The organism is Mesorhizobium sp. LNJC394B00 (assembly GCF_000502555.1).
GTDB lineage: Bacteria > Pseudomonadota > Alphaproteobacteria > Rhizobiales > Rhizobiaceae > Mesorhizobium.
The window spans coordinates 1-22,652 of record NZ_AYWH01000003.1; the positions used below are offsets into that span (position 1 = coordinate 1).

Consider the following 22,652-nt stretch of genomic DNA (forward strand, 5'->3'; position numbering starts at 1 on the left):
GCGGCGAAGGCCTCGGCCAGCGCGTCCTCGGCGCCGGCCACGTCGCGGGTGCGCGCCGCTAGCCAGGCGACCAGCTTGCCGTAACTCTGCCGGGCGGCCGCTTCGGCCGCCGCCCGCGCGATCTCCGGGCGATTGTCCATCACGGTTTCATTTCTTGGGCATGTAGTCGGCCATTTCCCAGATCGGCCGCAACTCGACCGTGCCGGCGCTCGCCGCCGGACAGCGCGCCGCCCACTCGATGGCGGTATCGATATCGGCCGCCTCGATCATGTAGAAGCCGGCAAGCTGCTCCTTGGTGTCGGCATAGGGGCCGTCGATCACGTTGGTCTTGCCGTCTGTGATCCGCACCGAGGTGGTCGCCTGGGTCGGGCGCAACCGTTCGCCGGCGAGCCATGCGCCGGATTTCTTCAACGCTTCGGTATAGGCGGCATATGCTGCGCTCATCTGCTGAGCCTTCTCGATTGGCGTGTTCGCCTGCGCGGCTTCGTCGCTGTTGATCAAAAGCATGTATCGCATGGGTCTTCTCCCGTGGTTTCGCAGGCCGCGTCCTAGCGGGGCCAGACGTATGTCGCGCGGCGGCGGCCGATTTCGACAGGCTTCAGAAAAAACTTTCGCCTCCGCCAGGAGATTTCGCAAGGACCAGATGTTTCTTCGTCTGCTGGCGGATGACCGGCAGCGGACTGGCCGTGGCTCCGCACAGCACTATCCTCTGTCGTTGGCGGGCACGTCACACGAGGCGTGGGAGAAGAGAATGGAACTCGTGACCCACAAGAAATTCAAGAACGGCCGGTTGATGCCATGGGGCAAAGGCACGGTCGTCAGCGGTGCGAAAGGCACCGTCTATCTCTGCGGCAACACCGCGACATCGGCTGACTACGATCCGGCCGGCAAGAAGGGTGGCGGCTTCGCCGGCGATGCCGCGGCGCAGTGGCGGGAAGTTCTCGGCAACATCAAATCGGATCTGGAAGAACTTGGCAGCGGGCTCGACCATCTCATCAGGCTGACCTTTTTCGTCAAAGGGCCATTTCCCGACGGCGGCGTCCTCAGCTCGCCTAATTTTCGTCTCGACGTGCTGGACGCGTTTTTCGCCGAGCATTGTCCGAAGCATTGCAGCGACAACAATCCGCCGCCTTCGGAGGTAATCGGCGTCGCAGCGCTTGCCCAGGCAGACATCGTCATCGAGATCGTCGCCGTCGCGGCGCTGCCGGACTGAGGCGCGAACGAACAGGCCGGCCTTGCGCGACGTCGCCGTTGCGATCGAAGCGCGTCGGCACGAGCGGCGGCGCCGCGCCGGTGCGGGTTTTGCACCAGGCCTCGGCTTTGGCCAGTGAGCGCCCGGCGACGAGCAGGATCAGGCGTGGCTCGCTCTCCAGCAATTGCACGATGCGGCCGCCGAAAATGCCATAGCCGCCAACGACCAGAAGCCTCATGGCGCCGCTCTTTTTGCGTATGTCGTTTTCCCGGAACCGAGGTCACTTTTGGGTGACAGGCGATTAGCCGATCACGCGCGCACGTATTGCGGCGGACAGGATCTCGCAACTGTCCTTGCGGCCGAACATGGCGTAGCGGTTTTTGGCGATGCGTTCGTAGAGCCAGTCACGCAAGGGGCGCGGGATGAGCAGCAGGGCCTTCGCCGCCCGCCACGGCCAGCCGAGTTCGGCCATCACCGCGATGAAACTGTCCAGCCGCATGAAGGGAGCGCCGCCGACAAGGACCAGATTGGTCTCGTAGCTGTCGGTGCGCAGCCCGTATCTCTGGAACAGCGCCTCGCCGAAGGGCGACTGCGCCGTGGCGAAGCGGAAGCGGTTTTTGCGGTCGAGCCCGACCACCGTGCGTACGAAGCCCGAGCACAGCACGCAGACGCCGTCGAAAACGATCAATGGTTGGCTGGCATCGAAGGGTTCAGGAGAAGAAGTCACGGGACGTCCGGCAGCTTGTGTCTTCAGACACTAAGCCCGCCGGCAGCGGGATCAAAGCCGCGGCGTTGTCGCACGGCTTCTCGCGGCCAGCGCGGGGCGCTCGGCGCGATAGGTGGTTGCGCGGGGATCGGCCTCCGGTCTGCAGATCCGGCTGTCGTGACGCGTTTCGAATGTCATGATCAATGCGCGCCGAGCGAGCTGCCGCGACGGGCGCAGGCCGGACCCGGGCCGCGCATGTAGTAGCGCTCCGGCCGATAGGTCGGCGCGATGAACTCACGGATGGCGGCGGCATAGCCGGCGATGTGGCCCCAGAATTTCATTTTACTCAAGTCCCTGTCCCGATTTTCGGATGTCCCGTCCGATTGCGGGGATCATAGCGTCGAGGCGTGAATAGTCGGTGAACACGATGTTAATCTTTGGTCGAAAACCCCATGCTTCGTGGCCGGAATGCGGCTGTTTGGGGGTCTTTCGGTGTGGTTCGTCGCCATTTCCGGCATTGTGACTTTTGCATCACATATGTTTCGTATGGATGTCGCTTGAGCGCGGTTCTGTTTCAGATTTGGCGAGCCTCTCGAAATTTCCATGCTCGCTGCCGAAATGCCCCTGGCTGCGCGCCCGGAACCGGAACGGGCCTTGCCCGTTCTCGCTTGAACCGCATCGCGCAGGAGTTCGCCATGGCACCTCGCCCCGCCTGGAAGGGCTATCTGAAACTGTCGCTGGTCACCTGCGCTGTCGAACTGACCAACGTCGTCACCCACGCCGAAAAAGTTTCGTTCCGGGTGCTCAACCGCAAGACCGGCAACACGGTCAAGCGCATCTATGTCGATTCTGAAACCGGCAAGCCGCTGGGCGATGGCGACGAGATCAGGGGCTATGAGGTGAGCCCCGGTGAGTTCGTCTATGTCGAGGACGAAGAGATCGAAGCGGTGCAGATCGAGTCCTCGCACACGATGGCGCTGGATGGCTTCGTCGACAAAGCCTCGATAGAGCAGATCTATCTCGACACGCCCTATTATGTCACGCCCGCCGACAAGGTGTCGGAGGAGGCCTTTGCCGTCATCCGCGATGCCATGGCGGACAAGAAGATGGCCGGGCTGGCGCGCGTCGTGCTCTATAGCCGCGAGCGGCCCGTGGTCATCGAGCCGCGCGGCAAAGGCATGGTGCTGACCACCTTGCGCTACGGCAACACGGTGCGGGAGCCGGAGAGCATCTTCGGCGACATCAAGGCGGTGAAGACCGACCAGGAGATGACCGATATGGCCGAACGCATCATCGACAAGAAGAAGGGGAAGTTCGATCCGTCGACATTCGAGGACAAGTTTGAGGACGCGCTGCTCGAACTGATCCGCGCCAAGAAGGCCGGAAAGAAGGCTCCGAAAGCGCAGGCCGCGCCCAAGCCGTCCAATGTCGTCAATCTGTTCGACGCGCTGAAGAAGAGCCTGTCCGATGGCGGCCAGGCGGAAGTCTCGGCGAAGAAGGCCAAGCCGGCGGCAAAAAGCGGCAAGGCGAAAGCTTCTGCGCCCAAGCGCAAGTCGGCTTGAGGGTCGGCGCCGTGGCCAGCCTCGAACAATATCAGTCCAAGCGCGATTTCAAGAAGACGGCCGAGCCGGCGGGCAAGGTCGCGCGCGGCAAGCAGCCCGGCGGCATCTTCGTCGTCCAGAAGCACGACGCGACCAGGCTGCACTATGATTTCCGCCTCGAGCATGAGGGCGTGTTGTGGAGCTGGGCGGTGACGCGGGGCCCGAGCCTCGACCCGCACGAGAAGCGGCTGGCCGTGCATGTCGAGGACCACCCGATCGACTATGCCGGCTTCGAGGGCACCATTCCCAAGGGCGAGTATGGCGGCGGCACCGTCATCGTCTGGGACGAAGGCACATGGACGCCGGAGATCGACCCGGCCAAGGCGATGAAGAAGGGCCATATCGACTTCGAACTCAACGGCCAGAAGCTGAATGGGCGGTGGCATCTGGTCAGGTTAAGACCCCGCCCGGGCGAAAAGCGCGACAACTGGCTGCTGATCAAATCCGACGATGCCGCCGCCCGCCCCGGCGAGGATATCCTGAAGGACGCACCGAAATCGGTGAAGTCCGGCCTGACCATCGAAGAGGTCGCGGAAGGCAAGACCGCCGACGGCAAGAAGCCGAAGGTCTGGCACTCCAACAAGCCCGCGGCATCCAGCAAGGCGAAAGCCGGCAAGCGCCTCGACTTCGTCGAGCCGCAGCTGGCGATGCTGGAGCGCGAGGCGCCACCCGGCGAGGACTGGCTGCATGAGGTCAAATTCGACGGTTACCGCATGCAGGCGCAGATCGCCGGCACGGAGGTACGGCTGCTGACCCGCACCGGCCTCGACTGGACGGAGAAATTCGGCCCCGAGATCGTCGCGGAACTGGCCCAGCTGAAATGCAGCGACGCCATCATCGACGGCGAGATCGTCGTGCTCGCCGACAGCGGCGTTTCGTCTTTCTCGCTGCTGCAGCAGGATCTCTCCGCCAATCGAACCGACCGCTTCACCTACTATGTGTTCGACCTGATGCGGCTTGACGGCAAGGATTTGCGCCGCGAGCCGCTGGTCGAGCGCAAGCAGGCGCTGCAGGAGCTGCTCGGCGAGACGGCCGAAAATGCCGCTGTTCGCTTCAGCGACCATTTCGCCGAGCCCGGCAAGATCATGCTGCAGCACGCCTGCCGCATGGGCCTCGAAGGCATCGTCTCCAAGCGCGCCGATGCGCCCTACCGCAGCGGCCGTGGCCCAGGCTGGGTGAAATCGAAATGCACGGCCCGCCAGGAATTCGTCATCGGCGGGTATCTGCCCTCGGACAAGACCGGCCGCGGCCTGCGTTCGCTGCTGGTCGGCTACCACGAGGGCGGCAAGCTCCACTACGCCGGCCGCGTCGGCACGGGCTTCACAGCCAGGAGCGCCACCGATTTGAAGAAAAAACTCGATGCGCTGAAGGCAGACGCCTCGCCGTTTGCCGCCGCGGTGCCGAAGGGCAAGGGTCTGGTCTGGGTCAGGCCCGAACTTGTCGGCGAAGTGGAGTTCCGCAGCTGGACCTCGGACCGTATAATACGCCACGCGTCGTTCCAGGGACTGCGCGAGGACAAGCCGGCGGAGGAAGTCGTGCAGGAAAAGCCATCGAAGGCTGCGAACAAGGCAAAGCCGGCGGCAAGCGGCGCCGGCAAGGCCGCCGGGGCTAAGGCGCCCGCGACGATCACGACCAGCGTAAAACTATCCCATCCCGACAAGCTGCTGTGGCCCGAGGAAAAAATATCCAAGCAGGCTTTGCTTGAGCACTATGCGCTGGTCTGGCCGCGCATGGAGCAGTTCGTCGTCAACCGGCCGCTCAGCCTGGTCAGGGCGCCGGACGGCATCGGCGGTCCGCGCTTCTTCCAGAAACATGCTTCGGCCGGCATGAGCGACAAGATCGCCCGGATGAAGGATCCAACCGATGGCGAGGAAATCCTGTTCATCCGCGAGTTCGACGGCCTTGCCGCCTTGGTCCAGTATGGCGTGGTCGAGGTCCACATCTGGGGCTGCAAGATCGAGGAGCTGGAAAAGCCGGATCAGATCATCTTCGATCTCGATCCCGATGAAGGCGTCGACGTCAAGGCGGTGCGCGAGGCCGCACTCGACATCAGAGGCAAGCTTGACGACCTGTCGCTGCCGAACTTCGTCAAGCCGTCAGGCGGCAAAGGCTATCACGTGCTGGTGCCGCTGAAACCCTCGGCGGATTGGGAGGAAGTCAAAACCTTCTCCCATGATTTCGCCAAGGCGCTGGAGCAGGCCGCGCCCGACCGCTACACGGCGACGCTGTCGAAAAAGGCGCGCACGGGAAAAATCTTCGTCGACTATCTCCGCAACGGCAGGGGCTCGACCACCGTCGCGCCTTACTCTTCCCGCGCCAAGAAGGGCGCGACGGTGTCGATCCCGGTGACCTGGGCGGAGGTTGAAAAAGGGTTGGCGCCGAATTCCTTCCCGATCGGGGGCAAGACGACGCTGAAGGAACTAGCGGAGGCCGATCCGTGGGTGGACTTTTTCAAGCAGGGGAAGGTGCTGAAGCGGGGGTGAGCGTCGCGCGCCTCACCTGCTACGCAAGCGTTCCGTCACACCCCCCTCTGGCCGGCAGGCCAGAGGGGGGTGCTGTCCCGCCAGCGTCGCCCAATTAGCGCCGCCGAACCTCTAGGCCAAAAACACCCGCTCGAACGCCTGCTTCCCCGGCGGTGAAAACACCACCGCGCGGCTATCCTTCTCCCGCCGCGCCCATTTTTCCGACAGGATCTTGTCGAGGATCGCCGCGCCCAGCGTTCCCGCGAGGTGCGAGCGGCGCACGCTCCAGTCGAGGCAGGCGCGGCAGACCGGCCGGCGCGGCTTGGCGCCGACGTCGATGCCGATGGCCGAAAAATGCGAGGCTGCTGCTGGCCCCAGCCTCATCTCATTGTCGTCGCGCAACAGGATGCCGCGCGCGACGAGGCGGTCGAGCATCGCCACCGCATGTTCGCCGGCGAGGTGGTCGTAGCAGACACGGGCGACGCGCATGGCGCCGTCGCGCGGGCCGGGCCGCACCCGCTTGGGGCCGACCGCTTCGGCCACCCCGGTGATCGCCTCGATCATGCCGGCCACCTGCGGCCCTGCGAGGCCGTAATAGCGATGCCGTCCCTGGCTGGCCAAAGTTAAAAGCCCGCCCTCCATCAGTTTCGACAGATGCGAGGACGCCGTCGGCAGCGAGACGCCGGCCTCCAGCGCCAGTTCGCTGGCCGTCAAAGCCGTGCCGCCCATCAGCGCATTCAGCATGTTTGCCCGCGCCGGATCGCCGACCAGGCTGGCGATGCGGGCAATGTCGGGTCCTTCACGCATGGTTAGGTCTCCATCGAAGCATTCTCGTCAGGTAAGCATTATTGTCGGGCGGGATCAAGGAGAACGCCGATGCCAACCGCTTCCGCCCCACTCGCCAGCCGCCGGCCTTTTCCATTCGTCACCTGGCTGCAACGGCGGCTGCTCGCCCGCTGGTACGACCGCCACCTGCAGCGGCTCGGCCTCGCGGAGATCGACGACCATCTGCTGCGCGATCTCGGCCTGACCCGTGAGGATGTGCGCCGCGAATGCGCAAAATCCTTCTGGCAGGCCTGACCGCCAGCGCTTTTGCTTAGCAGACCCTGCGGCACAACGTTTCAACGCCGCTCGAACTATCGATGCGAAACCCAAGGAGATCACGATGACCATCACCTGCTTCATCCGCTATGAGATCGACCCGTTCGGCAAGCCGGCCTTCGAGCAATATGCCAAGGCCTGGGGCCAGGCGATCCCGCGCTGCGGCGCCGATCTGATCGGCTACTACGCCCCGCATGAGGGCTCGGCCACCACCGCCTACGCCGCCTACAGCATCGACAGCCTCGCCGCCTACGAAGCATATCGCGCCCGTCTCGCCGCGGATCCGGCGGGCAAGGCCAATTACGAATTCGCCCGCCGCGAAAAGTTCATCTTGAAAGAGGACCGCATCTTCCTGAAGCTGGTGTCGGGGCCGCATGGACCGCGGCAGCTGTTCCAGACCGCGGTCAAGGAGGAGATATGATCGCTGTCATCTTCGAGGTGCAACCGGCTGAGGGAAAGCGCGATGCCTATCTCGGCATCGCTGCCGAACTGCGGCCGCTGCTCGACGGCATAGACGGTTTCATCTCGATCGAGCGCTTCCAGAGCCTGGGCGATCCCAACCGGGTCCTGTCACTGTCCTTCTGGCGCGACGAGGAAGCGGTGAAAGCCTGGCGCAACACGGAAGAGCACCGGCAGGCGCAGCATGCGGGCCGCGGCGGAATATTTGCCGGCTACCGGCTGCGCATTGCGCATGTGGTGCGGGATTACGGGCTGACGGAGAGGGACGAGGCGCCAGAGGATAGCAGGGCGGTGAATGGGTGACTAGGTATCGGCGTCGCGCCAGGCCCCCTCATCCGGCCGCTTCGCGGCCACCTTCTCCCCGCTGGGGAGAAGAGACTGGCGCAGGCTTCGAAAATCTCCTCTCCCCTCGGGGAGAGGTCAGCCGAGCGAAGCGGAGGCTGGGTGAGGGGGCGCTTGGCGCTCACGCATTCCCGATCAGCACCCCGGCCGCAAACACCAGCGCCCCACCCAGCACCACCTGAAACGCCGCGCGCAGGAACGGGGTCTGCATGTAGCGGTTCTGCACGAAGGCGATCGCCCACAATTCGAAGAACACCACGACGGCCGCCACCGCCGTCGCCGTCCAGAAATGCGGGATGATGTAAGGCAGCGCGTGGCCCAGCCCACCCAGCGTCGTCATGATGCCGACAGTCAGGCCGCGCTTGATCGGCGAGCCACGCCCTGACAATTTGCCATCGTCGGAAGCGACTTCGGTAAAGCCCATCGAGATGCCGGCGCCGATCGAGGCGGCGAGGCCGACCAGCAGCGTCTGCCAGGTGTCGTGCGTGGCAAACGCGGCGGCAAAGATCGGCGCCAGTGTCGACACCGAGCCATCCATCAGCCCGGCCAGTCCCGGCTGCACATAGGTCAGGATGAACTGGCGCTGCTCGGCGCTGGCTTCCTCGTCCTTGACCTCGCCCGGCACAAGTTTCTGCTCCAGCCGGTGCGCCGAATTCTCATGGCTTTGCTCGGCCGCGGCCAGGTCGCCGAGCAGTTTCCGCGTCGAGGCATCGCTGGTGCGCTTGGCCGCCTCGACATAGAAGCGATAGGCCTGCTGCTCCATCGCTTCGGCTTGACGCCGCACATGCTCGATGCCGAGCGGCCGCACCAGCCAGTCGGGCTTGCGCTCGTAATAGCCTTTCACGTGCTCGCGGCGCAGCAGCGGAATGCGCTCGCCGAAACGCTTGCGGTAGAGCTCGATCAGGGAATCGCGATGGCCGTCCTCCTCCGCCGCCATCGCCTCGAACACTTTCGCCGATTGCGGAAAACTGTCCGCCAGCCCGTCGGCATAGGCGCGGTAGATGCGCCCGTCATCCTCTTCGGACGAAATTGCCAGGGCCAGGATCTCCTGTTCCGACAGCGTTTCGAAAGGACGGCGGCCGAAACCGAAGACACGGGAAAGCATGAGAAATTCACCCCAGTTTAGAACAATTCTAAACTAGGCGCTGCAGTCTCCGCGGTCAATCACCAGTCAAGAAATGTTGAAGCGCCGGATTGCAACGCGCCCTTCATTATCGGCAAATGTTCGCCTATATCGGTCGCGATACGCAAGCGAAAGGCATGAGCAAGATGACGGCAAAGCCGCACGACCACTTCGATCCGAAACCCGTCCTTGATCTTATCGCCAGCATCGAGGCCGATTTGCAGCGGCTGAAAGGCCTGGTCGAACAGCAGGTCGAGAAATTCGACCCCGCCAATCCGCACAACAAGGCGCCCGACGGCAAGCTGACCGAGGAGGGCGTCGAGTGCTGCTACCGCCTGTTCGACGAAGGCAAGTCGCGCTACTCGGTCGCCCAGCAGATGAAGATCTCGTTTGCCGCCGCGACGCACCGGTTCAATTCCTGGCGCAAGGCGGGCGGGCCGAAGCGGCAGAGGGCGTTGCTGGGATAATTGGCGAAAGCCGAAGCGACATCTGATCTCCCCCCTTGAGGGGGAGATGCCTGGCAAGGCAGAGGGGGTCGGTCCGACCGGGCTCGACGTCCTGCGCGGCAGATGGAGGGCTAGCGCTTCACGCGCGGCGACCCCCTCTGTCGCCTTCGGCGACATCTCCCCCTCGAGGGGGGAGATTAGCAGCTTCGCCCGCCCTACGGCGTCAGTTCAATCTCTTCCGTCTCGCCGCCATTGCAGGTGTAGCAGCAATCCTCGCATCTTTCCTTGTTGTTGGGGCCGACGCCCCAATAGGTTCCCTCGTCGCCATCGACCCAGGCGCCGTAGCAGATGGACTCGCCTTCGTCGCAGGACACCGGGATCTGCTTGGTCTCGCCATCGTCGAGATAGAAATCCTTGTCATTGCCCGGCCAGACATAGTCGCGGTCCTGGCTGTAGAGCTCGAGGCGCATGGCGTTGGGATGGCTGTTCTTGACGGCGAAGGTGATGTCGGCGGCGTGAGCGGCCGGCGCAAACAGCGCGGCAAGCGAGAGCGCGACGACGACGCGGCGCGTGATGGTGAAAGACATTGAAACCCCCGAGGCAAATCGGCCCCCCGGCCGAGGGAATCAGCATCGCATGATGGCGGCGGAGATTGAAGGGCGGGGCGTGACTGATTTTGGGGATTGGGAGAGGTTGGTGGAGCTGCTGATCTCCCCCCTCGTGGGGGAGATGCCTGGCAAGGCAGAGGGGGGNCCCTCTGTCCTGCCGGACATCTCCCCCACGAGGGGGGAGATCAGCAGCTTCGGCGCCCCGCCCCTCACTCAACCAGATCGATCGTCTCCGTCGTCTTCTCCACGCAGATGAAACAGCATGTATCGCAAGGCTGGTCATTATCCGGCCCCACCCCGGCCGAAATCGCATCATTGCCATTCACCCAGGCGCCGTAGCAGATGTTCTCGCCCGGATTGCACGAGATCGGCACCGATTTCTGCGAGTTCGGCTCGATCAGAAACACCTGGTCGCCGCCCGGCCACGACATCTTGCGGTCACGGCTGAACAGCTCCACCGCCACCGCCTGCTTGCGCAAATTCTTGACGAAGAACGCCATATCGGCGGCATGCGCCGGGGTGGCGATGAGAAGGGCGGCAAGGGTGAGGCGGAGCATGGCGGCGGGTTTCCGAATCGGAGACGCACGCTCGCATGGTCGGGGAAGAAGCGCCATCTTCCCTTCTCCCCCTGTGGGAGAAGGTGGCCTCGCGAAGCGAGGTCGGATGAGGGGTGTTCCAGGGAACGCAAGCGTCTCACTCCGCTGGAACACCCCTCATCCGGCTCGGCGCTATCGCGCCGATCCACCTTCCCCCACAAGGGGGGAAGGAAAAGTCAGCGCCCCACCTTCACATGCGGAGCCAGCCGCCGGATCGCGTCAATCACCTCGGCGACTTCAGCAACGTCCAGATCCAGCCGGCAAACGTCAGCACCAGGAACGGATAGCCGGCGGCGGGCAGCGGCGCCGAGGTGGGCAGCAAGGGCGCGCCCCACCATGCCCACCGTCACGACAAACAGGATGGCGCGCCGGTGAGCCGCATCCACAGCGCAAACGTGTTCGCCGCGCCGATCAGGACGAGCGTTGCCGCCCACAGCGAGATGCCGCCGACATAGGGGGGCCTCTAGCCCCGCCGTGGCGACCACAAGCGCAATGCTGTCGATCGCAAAGTCGTAGCACCCTTGGAAGACGCGACGGCTTTCTCATAGAGATGCTTAAGCAATTGCTTTTATTTCGAGCGGAGGCCATGGTTATAGAATATTTTCGTTCCGAATAAGAATCGAACGTATCGATGGCAGTTACAGCGATAGGTCAACACGGGACAAGCCTCGCGGCGGCCGGGAGCATAATACGCGATGGTTTCCACCCAAGTTCAAAGCCTGAAGATTGGCTCGGAGACGGTGTCTACTTCTTCCAAGATGCTCCTCAACGTGCTCGAGAATGGGCAATTTCACGATACAACGATGACGCCGCAGTCGTCGAAGCGAGCATCGATTTGACCAACTTTCTAGACTTACTGGATATCGAATGGACGAATTGGTTGGCAGAGGTTCACGATCAGTATGTGGCCAAACTGAAAGCAGAGGGCACTGCTCTACCTACTCAAAAAGGGGGGGCTCATAGGCTTGACCGCGCTGTGCTAAATTATGCTGTCGACGTGCTGAAGGCCTCGGGGATTGAGATCGCTGGGATCCGCGGGGCATTTACTGAAGGTTCGGCGATATTCCCCAACTCTGCACTTTTCAACAGGAGCCACGTTCAGATCGCCGTTCGTGATTTGGCGGCCATTAAAAAAGCCCGTATCATATTTCCTTAATGAGGTGAGACATGGCAGACCGTCGACTGACCCTTAAAAGTGCTCGAAACGCTCTGGCCGCCAGCAAAGACACCAAAGTGCCGATCTCTTCAAGAGATCTGAAGGCTTCTCAGGCTGACACGACAGGATTCCCCATGTCAGATAGAGAGCTACGGGCGCCCGATACCGATCAAACCCAACTAAGCCTTTTTCAGTCCTCTCCCTCCCCGCTTCCTCTGAGCGCATATTTGGCTAGCGCACTGACCGGTTTAAACGAGCAGGAGCGAGAGAACATCTTTTCAATCTCCGAACTAATATCGGAGATCTGCTCGAAGCAGGACATCGCGCTTTTTGAGCCACGGAAGTCTACCGATCCCGTTCTTCATTCCAATGTTCTTTCAAGCGATGTTTACACCAACGACAAATCACATGTACTGGAATCAGACCTGCTGATCCATCTCTGTCATCATCCAAGCACAGGCTCCGGCGAAGAGCTGGAATTTGCTCGCTCAGCATTACTTCCCATAATACTTGTCGCGCCCGACAAGGTGAAGGTAAGCAGGATGGTTCTCGGCATCCCGTCGCTTTTGATGGAGGTTAACTATAGATCATTCGACGATCTTCAGAGTAAATTGGAGAACGTATTATTCGACATACGCCCTCTGCTTGAGGAGAGAAAGCTTTCATTTACAAATTATAAGGTTAACGTGGTTGGGCAAAAGATCTTGGAGATACGGCAGACGCAGAATCTCACGAGAGCAGAGGTAGCAAAGGCTTCTCACAAAATGACCGAGAGACGGATTGCAGAAATCGAGTCCAAAAGTGACCTAGAGAGCAACCCGAGCTTGGTTGAGCTCAGAGAAATCGCCACGATATTGAAAACGACGGTTTCGGAAATCGTTGAGCCAAACTTTGTTCAGCAGGTTTACATTCAACTAAAGGCATGGACGGAGGGGCGGGAGGCTGCCCGAACCACCGTGTCGGAGGATGACCATAAAAAACTTCTTAGAGCGCTTCTCCATAGGATTGCAGATAATATTAAATGATTGACCTACCAGATCCCGATTATACAGCGGATGATGTCCTGAGAACATCTGGCATTCGAGGCTTGCCCATAGATGTTAATTTGGTTGCGTCGCGCATATCTGGATTAGAGGTTGTCGAGGACGACCTAGATGGGGAGGGGCTATTCTTTGATTTGGGCATCCGCGGGGCCCAAATTATGTTGAGACGAGGAGCCCATCCACTTAGAAAGAAATTCACTTTGGCGCACGAAATTGGCCATTTCTTTGTGCGTGAGCAGGCAGCCGTCTATGCACGGTCGCAGAAGCCTAAAAAAGTATCTCGAAATGTCGAGATCGAGCGCTGGTGCAATAGGTTCGCTGCCTCATTGATAATGCCTAGAGACGCGCTCTTAGATTATCTTCGGTCCGCCAAGCTAAAAGGTTTGCTTGACGCTGTGGGCTGCGGACCGACTTTGTTTGGTGTATCCAACGCGGCATTCCGTAGCAGGATTGCAGAGATTTCGCCAACCAGTATCTATGGATTTTTTCCGACAGACAGGCGTTCTCGGCGAGACAGCATGTATCTGTCAGAAAAAAAGGAGACGCACTGGAAGCCGGCCTACAATGAAATGCTACAAAAACTATTATCAAACACTCATCGCTCGGATGTCGTTTTTCTTAGTGACGTAGTAATAGTGTCAGGCTGGACTTCGTTTCCACAAAACTCTCCGGACAGTGAGCTCCTTATTATAATCATGCGCTCCCAAGCGACGCAAGCTTCTCAATCCCCCATCTTCAAGGCCTGAATAAACGCCTCCTGCGGGATATCCACCTTCCCGAACTGGCGCATCCGCTTCTTGCCCTCTTTCTGCTTGTCCAGCAGCTTGCGCTTGCGGGACACGTCGCCGCCGTAGCACTTCGCGGTGACGTCCTTGCGCAGCGCCGAGATGGTTTCGCGGGCGATGACCTTGCCGCCGATGGCGGCCTGGATCGGAATCTTGAACAGGTGGTTCGGGATCAGCTCCTTGAGCTTCTCGCACATCTGCCGGCCGCGCTTTTCCGCCGCGGTGCGGTGGACCAGCATGGACAGCGCGTCGACCGGCTCCTCATTGACCAGGATCGACATCTTCACCAGGTCGCCTTCCTTGTAGTCGGTCAGATGATAGTCGAAGGAGGCGTAGCCCTTGGAGATCGACTTCAGCCGGTCGTAGAAATCGAAGACGACTTCGTTGAGCGGCAGATCGTAGATCAGCATGGCGCGCTTGCCGACATAGGACAGGTCGGCCTGGATGCCGCGCCGGTCCTGGCAGAGCTTCAGGATGCCGCCGAGATAGTCGTCGGGGGTCAGGATGGTGGCGCGAATCCACGGCTCCTCGATGGCCGAGATTTTCACCACGTCGGGCATGTCGGCGGGGTTGTGCAACTCCTTAACCGAGCCGTCATTGAGCAGCAGCCGGTAGACGACGCTCGGCGCCGTGGCAATGAGGTCGAGGTTGAACTCGCGCTCCAGCCGCTCCTGGATGATCTCCAGATGCAAAAGGCCAAGGAAGCCGCAGCGATAGCCGAAGCCGAGCGCGGCACTGGTCTCCATTTCGTAGGAGAAGCTGGCGTCGTTGAGGCGCAATTTGCCGACGGCGGCGCGCAGATCCTCGAAATCGGCGGCGTCGACCGGGAACAGGCCGCAAAACACCACCGGCTGCGCCGGCTTGAAGCCGGGCAAAGCATGCGCGGTCTGGCGCTTGTCCTCGGTGATGGTGTCGCCGACGCGGGTGTCGGCCACTTCCTTGATCGAGCCGGTGAAGAAGCCGAACTCGCCGGGGCCGAGCTCGTCGACATTGATGCGGGCGGGCGTGAACACGCCGGTGCGCTCGACCAGATGCTTTGCGCCGGTGCCCATCATGCGGATGGTCGCGCCCTTCTTCAGCACGCCGTCGATGATGCGCACCAGCACGATGACGCCGAGATAGACGTCGTACCAGCTGTCGACCAGCATGGCTTTCAGCGGTGCTGACGCATCGCCTTCGCGCGGCGGCGGCAATTGGTGGACGATTGCCTCCAGCACATCGGGAATGCCGAGGCCGGTCTTGGCCGAGATCAGCACGGCGTTGGAGGCGTCGATGCCGATGACTTCCTCGACCTGCTCGCGGATGCGCTCGGGCTCGGCGGCCGGCAGGTCGACCTTGTTCAGCACCACGACGATCTCGTGGTTGTTGTCGATGGCCTGGTAGACATTGGCCAGCGTCTGCGCCTCGACACCCTGCGAGGCGTCGACGACCAGCAGCGAGCCCTCGCAGGCGGCGAGCGAGCGCGACACTTCATAGGCGAAGTCGACATGGCCGGGCGTGTCGATGAGGTTGAGGATATAGTCCTCGCCATTGTTGGCGCGGTATTTCAGCCGCACCGTCTGCGCCTTGATGGTGATGCCGCGCTCGCGCTCGATGTCCATCGAGTCCAGCACCTGCTCCTTCATGTCGCGCAGCTCCAGCCCGCCGGTGGACTGGATCAGCCGGTCGGCAAGCGTGGATTTGCCATGGTCGATATGGGCGACGATGGAGAAATTGCGGATGTGGTCGAGAGGCGTGCTCATGGCGCGCGCTTTAGCAGGGGCGGGTTGCAGGGGCAAGCGGGCGGTGGTGCCCTTGCCTTCTCCCCTTGTGGGAGAAGGTGGATCGGCGCGCAGCGCCGAGACGGATGAGGGGTGTTCCAGCTTGACGCCGACGTTCTTTCACCGCCATGGCTGCAAACTGACATCCCTTACATAAGCGATTATCGTGGTGCAGACGCTGTCCATGTCTTTCAGGACATCGTCGTTCCAAAAGCGCAACACACGAAAGCCTCTCGCCTCCAGTTCCGTTCTACGGGCCTGGTCTGACTCTGAGTCCGCATGCTGACTCCCATCGATCTCGATGATGAGGAGTGATTCAAGACAAGCGAAATCGGCGACGTATTTTCCAACAGGAACTTGGCGCCGAAATTTGATCCGATCGAGCCTGCGGTCACGTAGTTCGTGCCACAGTTTGTCTTCCGCCTCCGTCACTTCACGTCGGAGCGAACGGGCAAAGTTTCGTTTGGCAGGAGCGACGGGCTGATGTGGCATGACGTTAGATTAACCAACGTCTCACTCCGCTGGAACACCCCTCATCCGTCTCGGCGCTTCGCGCCGATCCACCTTCTCCCACAAGGGGAGAAGGCAACGACGCGTCCGCCCCCAATCACGAAGCGGTGAACCATGTAACGAAGCCTCGGGCAGCGACGAAGTGTGGGATGAACCCGCCGCAACGGAGACCCCCGATGACTGGACTTAACCCAAAACGCGCCGGCATGCTGGCTGCCGTAGGTGCGGCGCTGATGATGCTTGGCGGCACCGCCTTCGCCCAGCCGCTCACCGTGGTCGAATTGTTCACCAGCCAGGGCTGTTCGTCCTGCCCGCCGGCCAATGCCAATCTGATCAAGGTCAAGGACGAGCCGGGCGTTCTGGCGCTGTCGTTCAACGTCACCTACTGGGACTATCTCGGCTGGAAAGACATTTTCGGCCGCGAGGAGTTCACCCAGCGCCAGGTGCGCTATGAGCCGTCGCTCGGCCGCTCCGGCCCGTTCACGCCGCAGGTCGTGGTCAATGGCGGTGCCGACGCGGTGGGCGCGGCATCAGGCGAGATCGAGCAGCTGATTTCCGCGAGCGGTCACACGAAGGGGCCGATGCTGTCGCTCGACGGTGGCAAGATCAGCATCGGCGCCGGTTCCGCGCCGGCCGGCCGCGCCGATGTCTGGCTGGTCCGCTACAACAAGGGCGTCATCGAAGTGCCGGTGGCGCGCGGCGAGAATACCGGGCGCACGCTGCCGCATGCCAATGTCGTGCACTCGCTGGAGAAACTCGGCAGCTGGAGCGGCGACGCCACCACACTGCCGCTGCCGGCAGCCTCCGGCGGCTTGAGCACCGCGGTGCTGGTGCAGTCGCCCGGCGGTGGGCCGATCCTGGCTGCAGCCGCCGACTGATCTTCTTTTTCTACGCAACGCCGCTAGCGCGGCATAACCGGGCCCGCATCCGCGCGCCCTCTTCAAGGAGGAAATACCATCATGACCAAGACCCTTACCGTGCTCGCTTTTGCGCTTTCGATGATCGGCTTCGCCGCCGGCGCCCGTGCCGACGAAGCGACCAACGCCATGAAGCCGGCGATGGCAACCGATGCGATGAAGCCCGCGACCGATGCCATGGCGCCGGCGACCGATGCCATGAAGCCAGCCGACCCAATGGCGACGAATGCGATGAAACCCGCCACCGACGCCATGAAACCGGCCGACGCCATGAAACCCGCAACGGATGCGATGAAGCCGGCGGACGCCATGGCGCCCGCGCAATAAGGCTTGATCCCATGGCCCGGCCGCACAGTGGCCGGGCCGGCGCACGGCAATTTGAGAAACCTGGCGGGACGTTCTGTCGTATAGTCTTCGCCACCATCAAGGAGATCAGACATGACCGGCATTGCAAGGACGAGAACGCCGATCTTCAAGAGCGCGCTTGCCGCGCTCATCGTCGCCGCCGCGGCGGCTGCCTTCTGGCAGAGCCCGGCGCGTTCGGCCGAGGACGCGGTGGTGATCCCGCCGCCGGCAGTGGACGAAAAGGCCGCCAGCGGCAGCGAGAAGGCTATCTTCGCCGGCGGCTGCTTCTGGGGCGTTCAGGGCGTGTTCCAGCACGTCAAGGGCGTGACCAAGGCCGTCTCCGGCTACACCGGCGGCGCCAAGGATGACGCCGTCTACGAAACGGTGGGCAGCGGCCGCACCGGCCACGCCGAATCGGTCGAGATCACCTACGATCCGTCCAAGGTGACCTACGGCCAGCTGCTGCAGGTCTATTTCTCGGTCGCCCACAACCCGACGCAGTTGAACTTCCAGGGCCCGGACTCGGGCACCCAGTACCGCTCGACCATCTTTGCCGAGAATGGCGAGCAGCAGAAGATCGCCCAGAGCTACATCGCCCAGCTCGACCAGGCGAAAGTGTTTGCCAAGCCCATCGTCACCACGCTGGAGACGGGCAAAACCTTCTATCCGGCCGAGGAATATCACCAGGACTTTTTGACGCTGAACCCGACCTACCCCTACATCGTCTACAACGACCTGCCCAAGGTGGCGAATTTGAAGTCGCTGTTCCCGGGGTTGTACAGCGAGAAACCGGTGCTGGTGCTGGCGGGGAAGAGCTGAGGGGCGATAGGACTTGGCCGGACGCAGAGAGCGGCGACGCCCTACCTGAGACGCCAGCGGGACAGCACCCCCCTCTGCCCTTCCGGGCATCTCCCCCTCAAGGGGGGAGATTGGCAGCGTCGCTGACGGTGCTCATCTTGCAAGGTTGGCGAAGGCCGCAGTGAGAGCTGATCTCCCCCCTTGAGGGGGAGATGGCCGGCAGGCCAGAGGGGGGTGCCTCGCGCAAACCGCGATTAGCGAGCCCTTCAATCATACGTCAGATCCGTCGCCTTCCCGCCGAACACCCGATACGCATAGAACGAATAGAAGATGATCACCGGCAGCACGACCACGGTGCCGGCGAGGATGATGGCCAGGCTTTCCGTCGCCGACGCCGCCTGCCAGATGGTCAGCCTGTCGGGCACCACGAAGGGGTAGAACGACCAGGCAAGCCCGGCAAAGCCGAGCGCGAAGATGGTGGCGAGCGTCAGGAACGGCCGCAGCGCATGGCGGTCGTCGGGCTTGGGCAGGTGGAAGGTCTGCCGCCATAGCCACATGAACAGCAGCGCCGACAGGATCGGCAGCGGCGACAGATAGAGCATTTCGGGCCAGACGAACCATTTGGCGAAGATGCGCGGGCTGGCGAATGGGGTCGCCAGCGACACCGCCGCCATGCCGAGCGCGGTCAGCACAAGGGCCGTGCGCAGCCAGGCCACCGCCTTCCTCTGCAATTCGCCCTCGGTCTTGTAGATGACCCAGGCCGCGCCCATCGCTGCATAGGCCGCCGACAGGCAGAGCGCCACCAGCGCGCCGAAAGCGATGCCACCAAAACCGACATCGAGGCCAAGCACATAGACGCCGAGCATATAGCCTTGCGCCACCGAGGCGATGACGGAACCGAGGAAGAAAATGCGGTTCCAGCGATGCTTCTTGCCGGCGGGCACCTTGGCGCGGAAATCGAAGGCGACGCCGCGCAGGATGAGGCCAACCAAAAGCACGAAGACCGGAATGTAGAGCGCGGTGAGGATGACGCCATGCGCCAGCGGAAAGGCGACCAGGAGCAGGCCGACGGCCAGCACCAGCCAGGTCTCGTTGGCATCCCAGAACGGGCCTATTGCCGCGATCATCGTGTCCTGCTCGGCATCTTCGGCGACCGAGAACAGGATGCCGATGCCGAGATCGAAACCGTCGAGAATGACGTAGATCAGGATGGCGAGGCCCATCAGGCCGGCGAAGATCAGGGGCAGCGCGGTTGGCCAGTCGAAGGTCATCGGTCTGTCATCCCTCTCATCAACGGTTCTGCCCTTCGCTATGGCTCCGGGCGTTCGTCATTCGAAAAACCAAATCGTTGGCTTTTCGTCCGCTACGCGGACCATTCTCACTCCGCTGCGGCCGGTTGCGACATCGCCGTCTTCATCACGCCCGGCAGCGGCGAGGTGTCGCCGTCCTTGGCCGCCTTCAGCGCCAGGTGCACCAGCACGCCGAGATAGGCGATCAGCAAAAGCACATAGAGGATGAGATAGATGGCGAGCGTCAGCGCGACATGGCTGCCGGCGACCGGGCCGATAGCGTCGGCGGTTTTCAGCACGCCGGTGACCAGCCAGGGCTGGCGGCCGATTTCGGTGGTGTACCAGCCGGCCAGCGTCGCCAGCCAGCCCGACAGCGCCATCGGCACCATCAGCATGGCCAGCGGCCTCGGCAGGCTGTGGCGGCGCTTGAGGAAGAAGGTCGCCGACCACGAGACGATGAGCATCAAAATGCCGGTGCCGACCATGATGCGGAAGCCCCAGAACACCGGGAAGACCGGCGGATGCAGGCCGGGATAGTCGTTGAGCCCCGGCACGATACCGCTGGTGGAATGGCGCAGCACCAGGCTGGCGCCGTCGGGAATGGCGATCTCGAATTTGTTTTCCTTCGCCGCCTCGTCGGGCAGCGCAAACAGCACCAGCGGCACGTTGGGGCCGGTGTTCCAGTTCGCCTCCATGGCGGCGATCTTCTGCGGCTGGTGCTCCAGCGTGTTCAGCCCGTGCTGGTCGCCGGCGAAGATCTGGATCGGGATCAGGATGGCGGCGGTGAAGACGCCGGTGCGCAGCGCCTTCCACATCGATTCCGACCGGTCGCCGGTGAGATAGCGCAGCGCCGACAGGCCGGCGATCAGGAACGACACCGTCAGGCCGGAGGCAAGCAGCATATGCGTCAGACGGTAGGGCATGGACGGGTTGAAGACGATCGCCCACCAGTCGACGGGATGCGCCTTGCCATCGATCATCTCGAAGCCGGCCGGCGTCTGCATCCAGGAGTTCAGCGCGATGATCCAGAAGGCCGACAGCGTGGTGCCGCCGGCGACCAACACCGTCGCCAGCGTGTGGACGCGGTTGGAGACGCGGCGGAAGCCGAACAGCATGATGCCGAGGAAGGCCGCTTCGAGGAAGAAGGCGGTGAGGATCTCGTAGGCAAGCAGCGGCCCGGCGATGTTGCCTACATGCTCCATATAGCCCGGCCAGTTGGTGCCGAACTGGAAGCTCATGGTGACGCCCGAGACCACGCCCATGGCGAAGGACAGCGCGAACACCTTTACCCAGGTGAAATAAGCGCGCATCCAGGCGGAATCGCCGGTGGCGTTGTAGCGGAGCTTGAAGAACAGCAGCACCCAGCCAAGCGCAATCGTGATGGTCGGAAACAGGATGTGGAACGAGATATTCGCCCCGAACTGCATTCGCGACAGGATGAGCGGGTCCATGCGGGCTCCGGCTGCTGTTTGTTGGCGCAGAATAGGCGGCGGATGCGGTCCGGTCAAAGCGGCTTGGCGTCACGCGGGGCGCGTTGTCGCAGCAGATGGGATCAATCCGTCAGTGCCCCGATACCCCCATACGAAACGGCAAAAGGGGAACGTTTGTCCACAATTGTCAGCAGCGGCATTGACTTCCGAGCCTGCACACCGACATTCAGCGCAATAATAATCCCCGCCTCTTTCAAACAGTCGTTTTCGGCCTCATGTCTTCCACGAATTTGCCTTCCATCATTTCGATTGCCGGGGTCACCAAGACCTACGCCACCGGCTTCAAGGCGCTGAAGGAAATCAACCTCGACATCGAACGCGGCGAGATTTTCGCGCTGCTGGGGCCGAACGGCGCCGGCAAGACGACGCTGATCTCGATCGTCTGCGGCATCGTCAACCGTTCGTCGGGAACGGTGACCGTCGACGGCCACGACATCAACCGAGACTACCGCGCCGCGCGCAGCCTGATCGGGCTGGTGCCGCAGGAGTTGACCATCGATGCGTTCGAGAGCGTCTGGGCAACCGTCACCTACAGCCGCGGCCTGTTTGGCAAGGCGCCCAATCCGGGCTTCGTCGAAAAGGTGCTGCGCGACCTGTCGTTGTGGGACAAGAAGGACGCCAAGGCGATCACGCTGTCGGGCGGCATGAAGCGGCGGCTGATGATTGCAAAGGCGCTGTCACATGAGCCGCGCATCCTGTTCCTCGACGAACCCACGGCCGGCGTCGACGTCGAACTGCGCCAGGACATGTGGGCGATGGTGCGGCGGCTGCGCGACGATGGCGTCACCATCATCCTCACAACGCACTATATCGAAGAGGCCGAGGCGATGGCCGACCGTGTCGGTGTCATCAACCGCGGCGAGATCATCCTGGTCGAGGGCAAGGCCGAACTGATGCGCAAGCTCGGCCGCAAGCGCCTGATCGTGGAATTGCGCAACCCGCTCACCGCCATTCCCGATGCATTCTCGCACTACGCCTTGGAGCTGTCGGGCGATGGCACACAGCTGACCTACACCTATGACAATCAGAGCGAACGCCCCGGCGTCGCATCGCTGCTGCGCGAACTCGAGACGGCCGGCATCCAGTTTCGCGACATGGACACGCAAAACAGCTCGCTCGAGGAGATCTTCGTCAATCTGTTGAGGCAAGAGCCATGAATTGGCGAGCAGTATGGGCGATCTACCGGGTCGAGATGGCGCGTGCGTTCCGCACCGTGCTGCAGAGCATCGTCTCGCCGGTGATCTCGACATCGCTTTATTTCGTCGTCTTCGGCTCGGCCATCGGCTCGCGCATCACCGAGATTGACGGCATCAGCTACGGCGCCTTCATCGTGCCCGGCCTGATCATGCTCTCACTGTTGACGCAGTCGATCTCCAACGCCTCCTTTGCCATCTATTTCCCGAAATTCGTCGGCTCCATCTACGAGCTCTTGTCGGCGCCGGTGTCGTATCTGGAGATCGTCATCGCCTATGTCGGCGGCGCCGCGACCAAGTCGATCATCCTCGGCTTGATCATCCTGGCGACGGCCTCGCTGTTCGTGCCGCTCACCATCCAGCATCCGTTCTGGATGCTGGCCTTCCTTGTCTTGACGGCGGTGACCTTCAGCCTGTTCGGCTTCATCATCGGCATATGGGCGAAAAGCTTCGAGCAATTGCAGCTGGTGCCGCTGTTGATCATCACGCCGCTGACCTTCCTCGGCGGCAGCTTCTATTCGATCAACATGCTGCCCGAGACCTGGCGCACGGTGACGCTGTTCAACCCGGTCGTCTACCTGATCAGCGGTTTCCGCTGGAGCTTTTACGGCAAGTCCGATGTCTCGGTCGCCGTCAGCCTGGGCATGACGATGGTGTTCCTCGCCATCTGCATCGCCATCGTCGCCTGGATCTTCCGCACCGGCTACCGGCTGCGCAACTGACCCTGCCG

The 22,652-nt window shown here is 62.2% G+C and carries 27 protein-coding genes and 1 pseudogene; 15 read left to right on the plus strand and 13 right to left on the minus strand.

The window, feature by feature from the left end:
- Both X751_RS1000000167955 and X751_RS149775 read right to left on the minus strand, forming a co-directional pair.
- Positions 1-140: pseudogene (locus tag X751_RS1000000167955) on the minus strand (RNA polymerase subunit sigma-70); the annotation flags it as partial.
- A 7-nt stretch (positions 141-147) separates the two neighbouring features.
- The gene (locus X751_RS149775) at positions 148-516 is read right to left on the minus strand and encodes a YciI family protein (RefSeq protein WP_023744856.1); all 369 of its coding nucleotides are present in this window, start codon (positions 514-516) and stop codon (positions 148-150) included.
- Positions 517-751: 235 nt separating this feature from the next.
- Between X751_RS149775 and X751_RS149770 the strand changes: the two genes are divergently transcribed.
- On the plus strand, positions 752-1,213 hold the full coding sequence (locus tag X751_RS149770; protein ID WP_023687546.1) for a RidA family protein: 462 nt from the start codon (positions 752-754) through the stop codon (positions 1,211-1,213).
- Here the strand turns inward: X751_RS149770 and X751_RS149765 are convergent.
- The 3 genes from X751_RS149765 to X751_RS1000000165640 form a co-directional block, all read right to left on the minus strand.
- Positions 1,176-1,430: a hypothetical protein gene (locus X751_RS149765; protein WP_023744857.1), complete on the minus strand. Its 255-nt coding sequence runs from the start codon at positions 1,428-1,430 to the stop codon at positions 1,176-1,178. The two genes, X751_RS149770 and X751_RS149765, sit on opposite strands and share 38 nt — an antisense overlap.
- Before the next feature lie 63 nt (positions 1,431-1,493).
- Complete coding sequence (locus tag X751_RS149760; protein WP_031199395.1) at positions 1,494-1,919, minus strand: DCC1-like thiol-disulfide oxidoreductase family protein; 426 nt, start codon at positions 1,917-1,919, stop codon at positions 1,494-1,496.
- Between the two features lie 179 nt (positions 1,920-2,098).
- On the minus strand, positions 2,099-2,248 hold the full coding sequence (locus X751_RS1000000165640; RefSeq protein ID WP_196813601.1) for a hypothetical protein: 150 nt from the start codon (positions 2,246-2,248) through the stop codon (positions 2,099-2,101).
- A 345-nt stretch (positions 2,249-2,593) separates the two neighbouring features.
- On the opposite strand from X751_RS1000000165640, the gene X751_RS149755 reads away from it, so the two are divergent.
- Positions 2,594-3,460: a Ku protein gene (locus tag X751_RS149755; RefSeq protein WP_023687543.1), complete on the plus strand. Its 867-nt coding sequence runs from the start codon at positions 2,594-2,596 to the stop codon at positions 3,458-3,460.
- 11 nt (positions 3,461-3,471) lie between these two features.
- On the plus strand, positions 3,472-5,982 hold the full coding sequence (gene ligD, locus X751_RS149750; RefSeq protein WP_023744858.1) for a DNA ligase D: 2,511 nt from the start codon (positions 3,472-3,474) through the stop codon (positions 5,980-5,982).
- A 111-nt stretch (positions 5,983-6,093) separates the two neighbouring features.
- Here ligD and X751_RS149745 read toward each other — a convergent pair whose 3' ends face one another.
- On the minus strand, positions 6,094-6,768 hold the full coding sequence (locus X751_RS149745) for a winged helix-turn-helix domain-containing protein (protein ID WP_023744859.1): 675 nt from the start codon (positions 6,766-6,768) through the stop codon (positions 6,094-6,096).
- Between the two features lie 69 nt (positions 6,769-6,837).
- On the opposite strand from X751_RS149745, the gene X751_RS149740 reads away from it, so the two are divergent.
- The 3 genes from X751_RS149740 to X751_RS149730 all read left to right on the plus strand — a co-directional run bounded on the left by X751_RS149740 (position 6,838) and on the right by X751_RS149730 (position 7,824).
- Entirely contained in the window at positions 6,838-7,041 is a 204-nt protein-coding gene (locus tag X751_RS149740) for a DUF1127 domain-containing protein (RefSeq protein WP_023687540.1), read from the plus strand.
- A gap of 85 nt (positions 7,042-7,126) precedes the next feature.
- Positions 7,127-7,483, plus strand: a complete 357-nt coding sequence (locus tag X751_RS149735) for an NIPSNAP family protein (protein WP_023692959.1) — start codon at positions 7,127-7,129, stop codon at positions 7,481-7,483.
- Positions 7,480-7,824, plus strand: coding sequence for an antibiotic biosynthesis monooxygenase (locus tag X751_RS149730; protein ID WP_023692960.1), 345 nt, complete (start codon positions 7,480-7,482; stop codon positions 7,822-7,824). The genes X751_RS149735 and X751_RS149730 overlap by 4 nt, the downstream gene beginning before the upstream one ends.
- A gap of 160 nt (positions 7,825-7,984) precedes the next feature.
- Here the strand turns inward: X751_RS149730 and mbfA are convergent, their stop codons facing one another.
- A complete protein-coding gene (mbfA, locus tag X751_RS149725) occupies positions 7,985-8,968 on the minus strand; it encodes an iron exporter MbfA (protein ID WP_023744860.1) in 984 nt (327 codons plus the stop codon).
- 164 nt (positions 8,969-9,132) lie between these two features.
- On the opposite strand from mbfA, the gene X751_RS149720 reads away from it, so the two are divergent.
- On the plus strand, positions 9,133-9,453 hold the full coding sequence (locus tag X751_RS149720) for a hypothetical protein (protein WP_023681249.1): 321 nt from the start codon (positions 9,133-9,135) through the stop codon (positions 9,451-9,453).
- A gap of 194 nt (positions 9,454-9,647) precedes the next feature.
- Here the strand turns inward: X751_RS149720 and X751_RS149715 are convergent, their stop codons facing one another.
- Together X751_RS149715 and X751_RS149710 are read right to left on the minus strand one after the other, a co-directional pair.
- Entirely contained in the window at positions 9,648-10,019 is a 372-nt protein-coding gene (locus X751_RS149715) for a hypothetical protein (RefSeq protein ID WP_023744861.1), read from the minus strand.
- A gap of 230 nt (positions 10,020-10,249) precedes the next feature.
- A complete protein-coding gene (locus tag X751_RS149710; protein WP_023744862.1) occupies positions 10,250-10,597 on the minus strand; it encodes a hypothetical protein in 348 nt (115 codons plus the stop codon).
- A gap of 670 nt (positions 10,598-11,267) precedes the next feature.
- On the opposite strand from X751_RS149710, the gene X751_RS149705 reads away from it, so the two are divergent.
- From X751_RS149705 to X751_RS1000000165645, 3 genes are read left to right on the plus strand one after another with little or no spacing between them, the layout of a single operon-like run.
- Positions 11,268-11,792 (plus strand): hypothetical protein, encoded by a 525-nt coding sequence (locus X751_RS149705; RefSeq protein WP_023744863.1) that lies wholly within the window; start codon positions 11,268-11,270, stop codon positions 11,790-11,792.
- Positions 11,793-11,803: 11 nt separating this feature from the next.
- Positions 11,804-12,817 (plus strand): helix-turn-helix transcriptional regulator, encoded by a 1,014-nt coding sequence (locus tag X751_RS0133415; RefSeq protein ID WP_084558279.1) that lies wholly within the window; start codon positions 11,804-11,806, stop codon positions 12,815-12,817.
- Positions 12,814-13,581, plus strand: a complete 768-nt coding sequence (locus tag X751_RS1000000165645) for an ImmA/IrrE family metallo-endopeptidase (RefSeq protein WP_084558280.1) — start codon at positions 12,814-12,816, stop codon at positions 13,579-13,581. Before X751_RS0133415 ends, X751_RS1000000165645 begins: the two co-directional genes overlap by 4 nt.
- Here the strand turns inward: X751_RS1000000165645 and lepA are convergent.
- Both lepA and X751_RS149695 read right to left on the minus strand, forming a co-directional pair.
- On the minus strand, positions 13,557-15,362 hold the full coding sequence (gene lepA / locus X751_RS149700; protein ID WP_023744865.1) for a translation elongation factor 4: 1,806 nt from the start codon (positions 15,360-15,362) through the stop codon (positions 13,557-13,559). The two genes, X751_RS1000000165645 and lepA, sit on opposite strands and share 25 nt — an antisense overlap.
- A gap of 138 nt (positions 15,363-15,500) precedes the next feature.
- The gene (locus X751_RS149695; protein ID WP_023744866.1) at positions 15,501-15,872 is read right to left on the minus strand and encodes an endonuclease domain-containing protein; all 372 of its coding nucleotides are present in this window, start codon (positions 15,870-15,872) and stop codon (positions 15,501-15,503) included.
- A 194-nt stretch (positions 15,873-16,066) separates the two neighbouring features.
- Here X751_RS149695 and X751_RS149690 point away from each other — a divergent pair, with 194 nt between their 5' ends.
- From X751_RS149690 to msrA, 3 genes are all read left to right on the plus strand, one after another.
- Positions 16,067-16,768 carry a DUF1223 domain-containing protein gene (locus X751_RS149690; protein WP_023744867.1) on the plus strand — a complete coding sequence of 234 codons (702 nt, stop codon included), beginning with the start codon at positions 16,067-16,069 and terminating at the stop codon, positions 16,766-16,768.
- Between the two features lie 81 nt (positions 16,769-16,849).
- Positions 16,850-17,134 carry a hypothetical protein gene (locus X751_RS149685; protein ID WP_023744868.1) on the plus strand — a complete coding sequence of 95 codons (285 nt, stop codon included), beginning with the start codon at positions 16,850-16,852 and terminating at the stop codon, positions 17,132-17,134.
- A 111-nt stretch (positions 17,135-17,245) separates the two neighbouring features.
- Positions 17,246-17,971, plus strand: coding sequence for a peptide-methionine (S)-S-oxide reductase MsrA (gene msrA, locus X751_RS149680; RefSeq protein WP_023736977.1), 726 nt, complete (start codon positions 17,246-17,248; stop codon positions 17,969-17,971).
- Between the two features lie 245 nt (positions 17,972-18,216).
- Here the strand turns inward: msrA and X751_RS149675 are convergent, their stop codons facing one another.
- Together X751_RS149675 and X751_RS149670 are read right to left on the minus strand one after the other, a co-directional pair.
- The gene (locus X751_RS149675; protein ID WP_023744869.1) at positions 18,217-19,221 is read right to left on the minus strand and encodes a cytochrome d ubiquinol oxidase subunit II; all 1,005 of its coding nucleotides are present in this window, start codon (positions 19,219-19,221) and stop codon (positions 18,217-18,219) included.
- Positions 19,222-19,328: 107 nt separating this feature from the next.
- Complete coding sequence (locus tag X751_RS149670; RefSeq protein WP_023744870.1) at positions 19,329-20,690, minus strand: cytochrome ubiquinol oxidase subunit I; 1,362 nt, start codon at positions 20,688-20,690, stop codon at positions 19,329-19,331.
- A 269-nt stretch (positions 20,691-20,959) separates the two neighbouring features.
- Here X751_RS149670 and X751_RS149665 point away from each other — a divergent pair, with 269 nt between their 5' ends.
- Together X751_RS149665 and X751_RS149660 are read left to right on the plus strand one after the other, a co-directional pair.
- Positions 20,960-21,886, plus strand: a complete 927-nt coding sequence (locus tag X751_RS149665; RefSeq protein WP_023696074.1) for an ABC transporter ATP-binding protein — start codon at positions 20,960-20,962, stop codon at positions 21,884-21,886.
- On the plus strand, positions 21,883-22,644 hold the full coding sequence (locus tag X751_RS149660; RefSeq protein ID WP_023681263.1) for an ABC transporter permease: 762 nt from the start codon (positions 21,883-21,885) through the stop codon (positions 22,642-22,644). The genes X751_RS149665 and X751_RS149660 overlap by 4 nt, the downstream gene beginning before the upstream one ends.
- Positions 22,645-22,652: the final 8 nt, after the last annotated feature.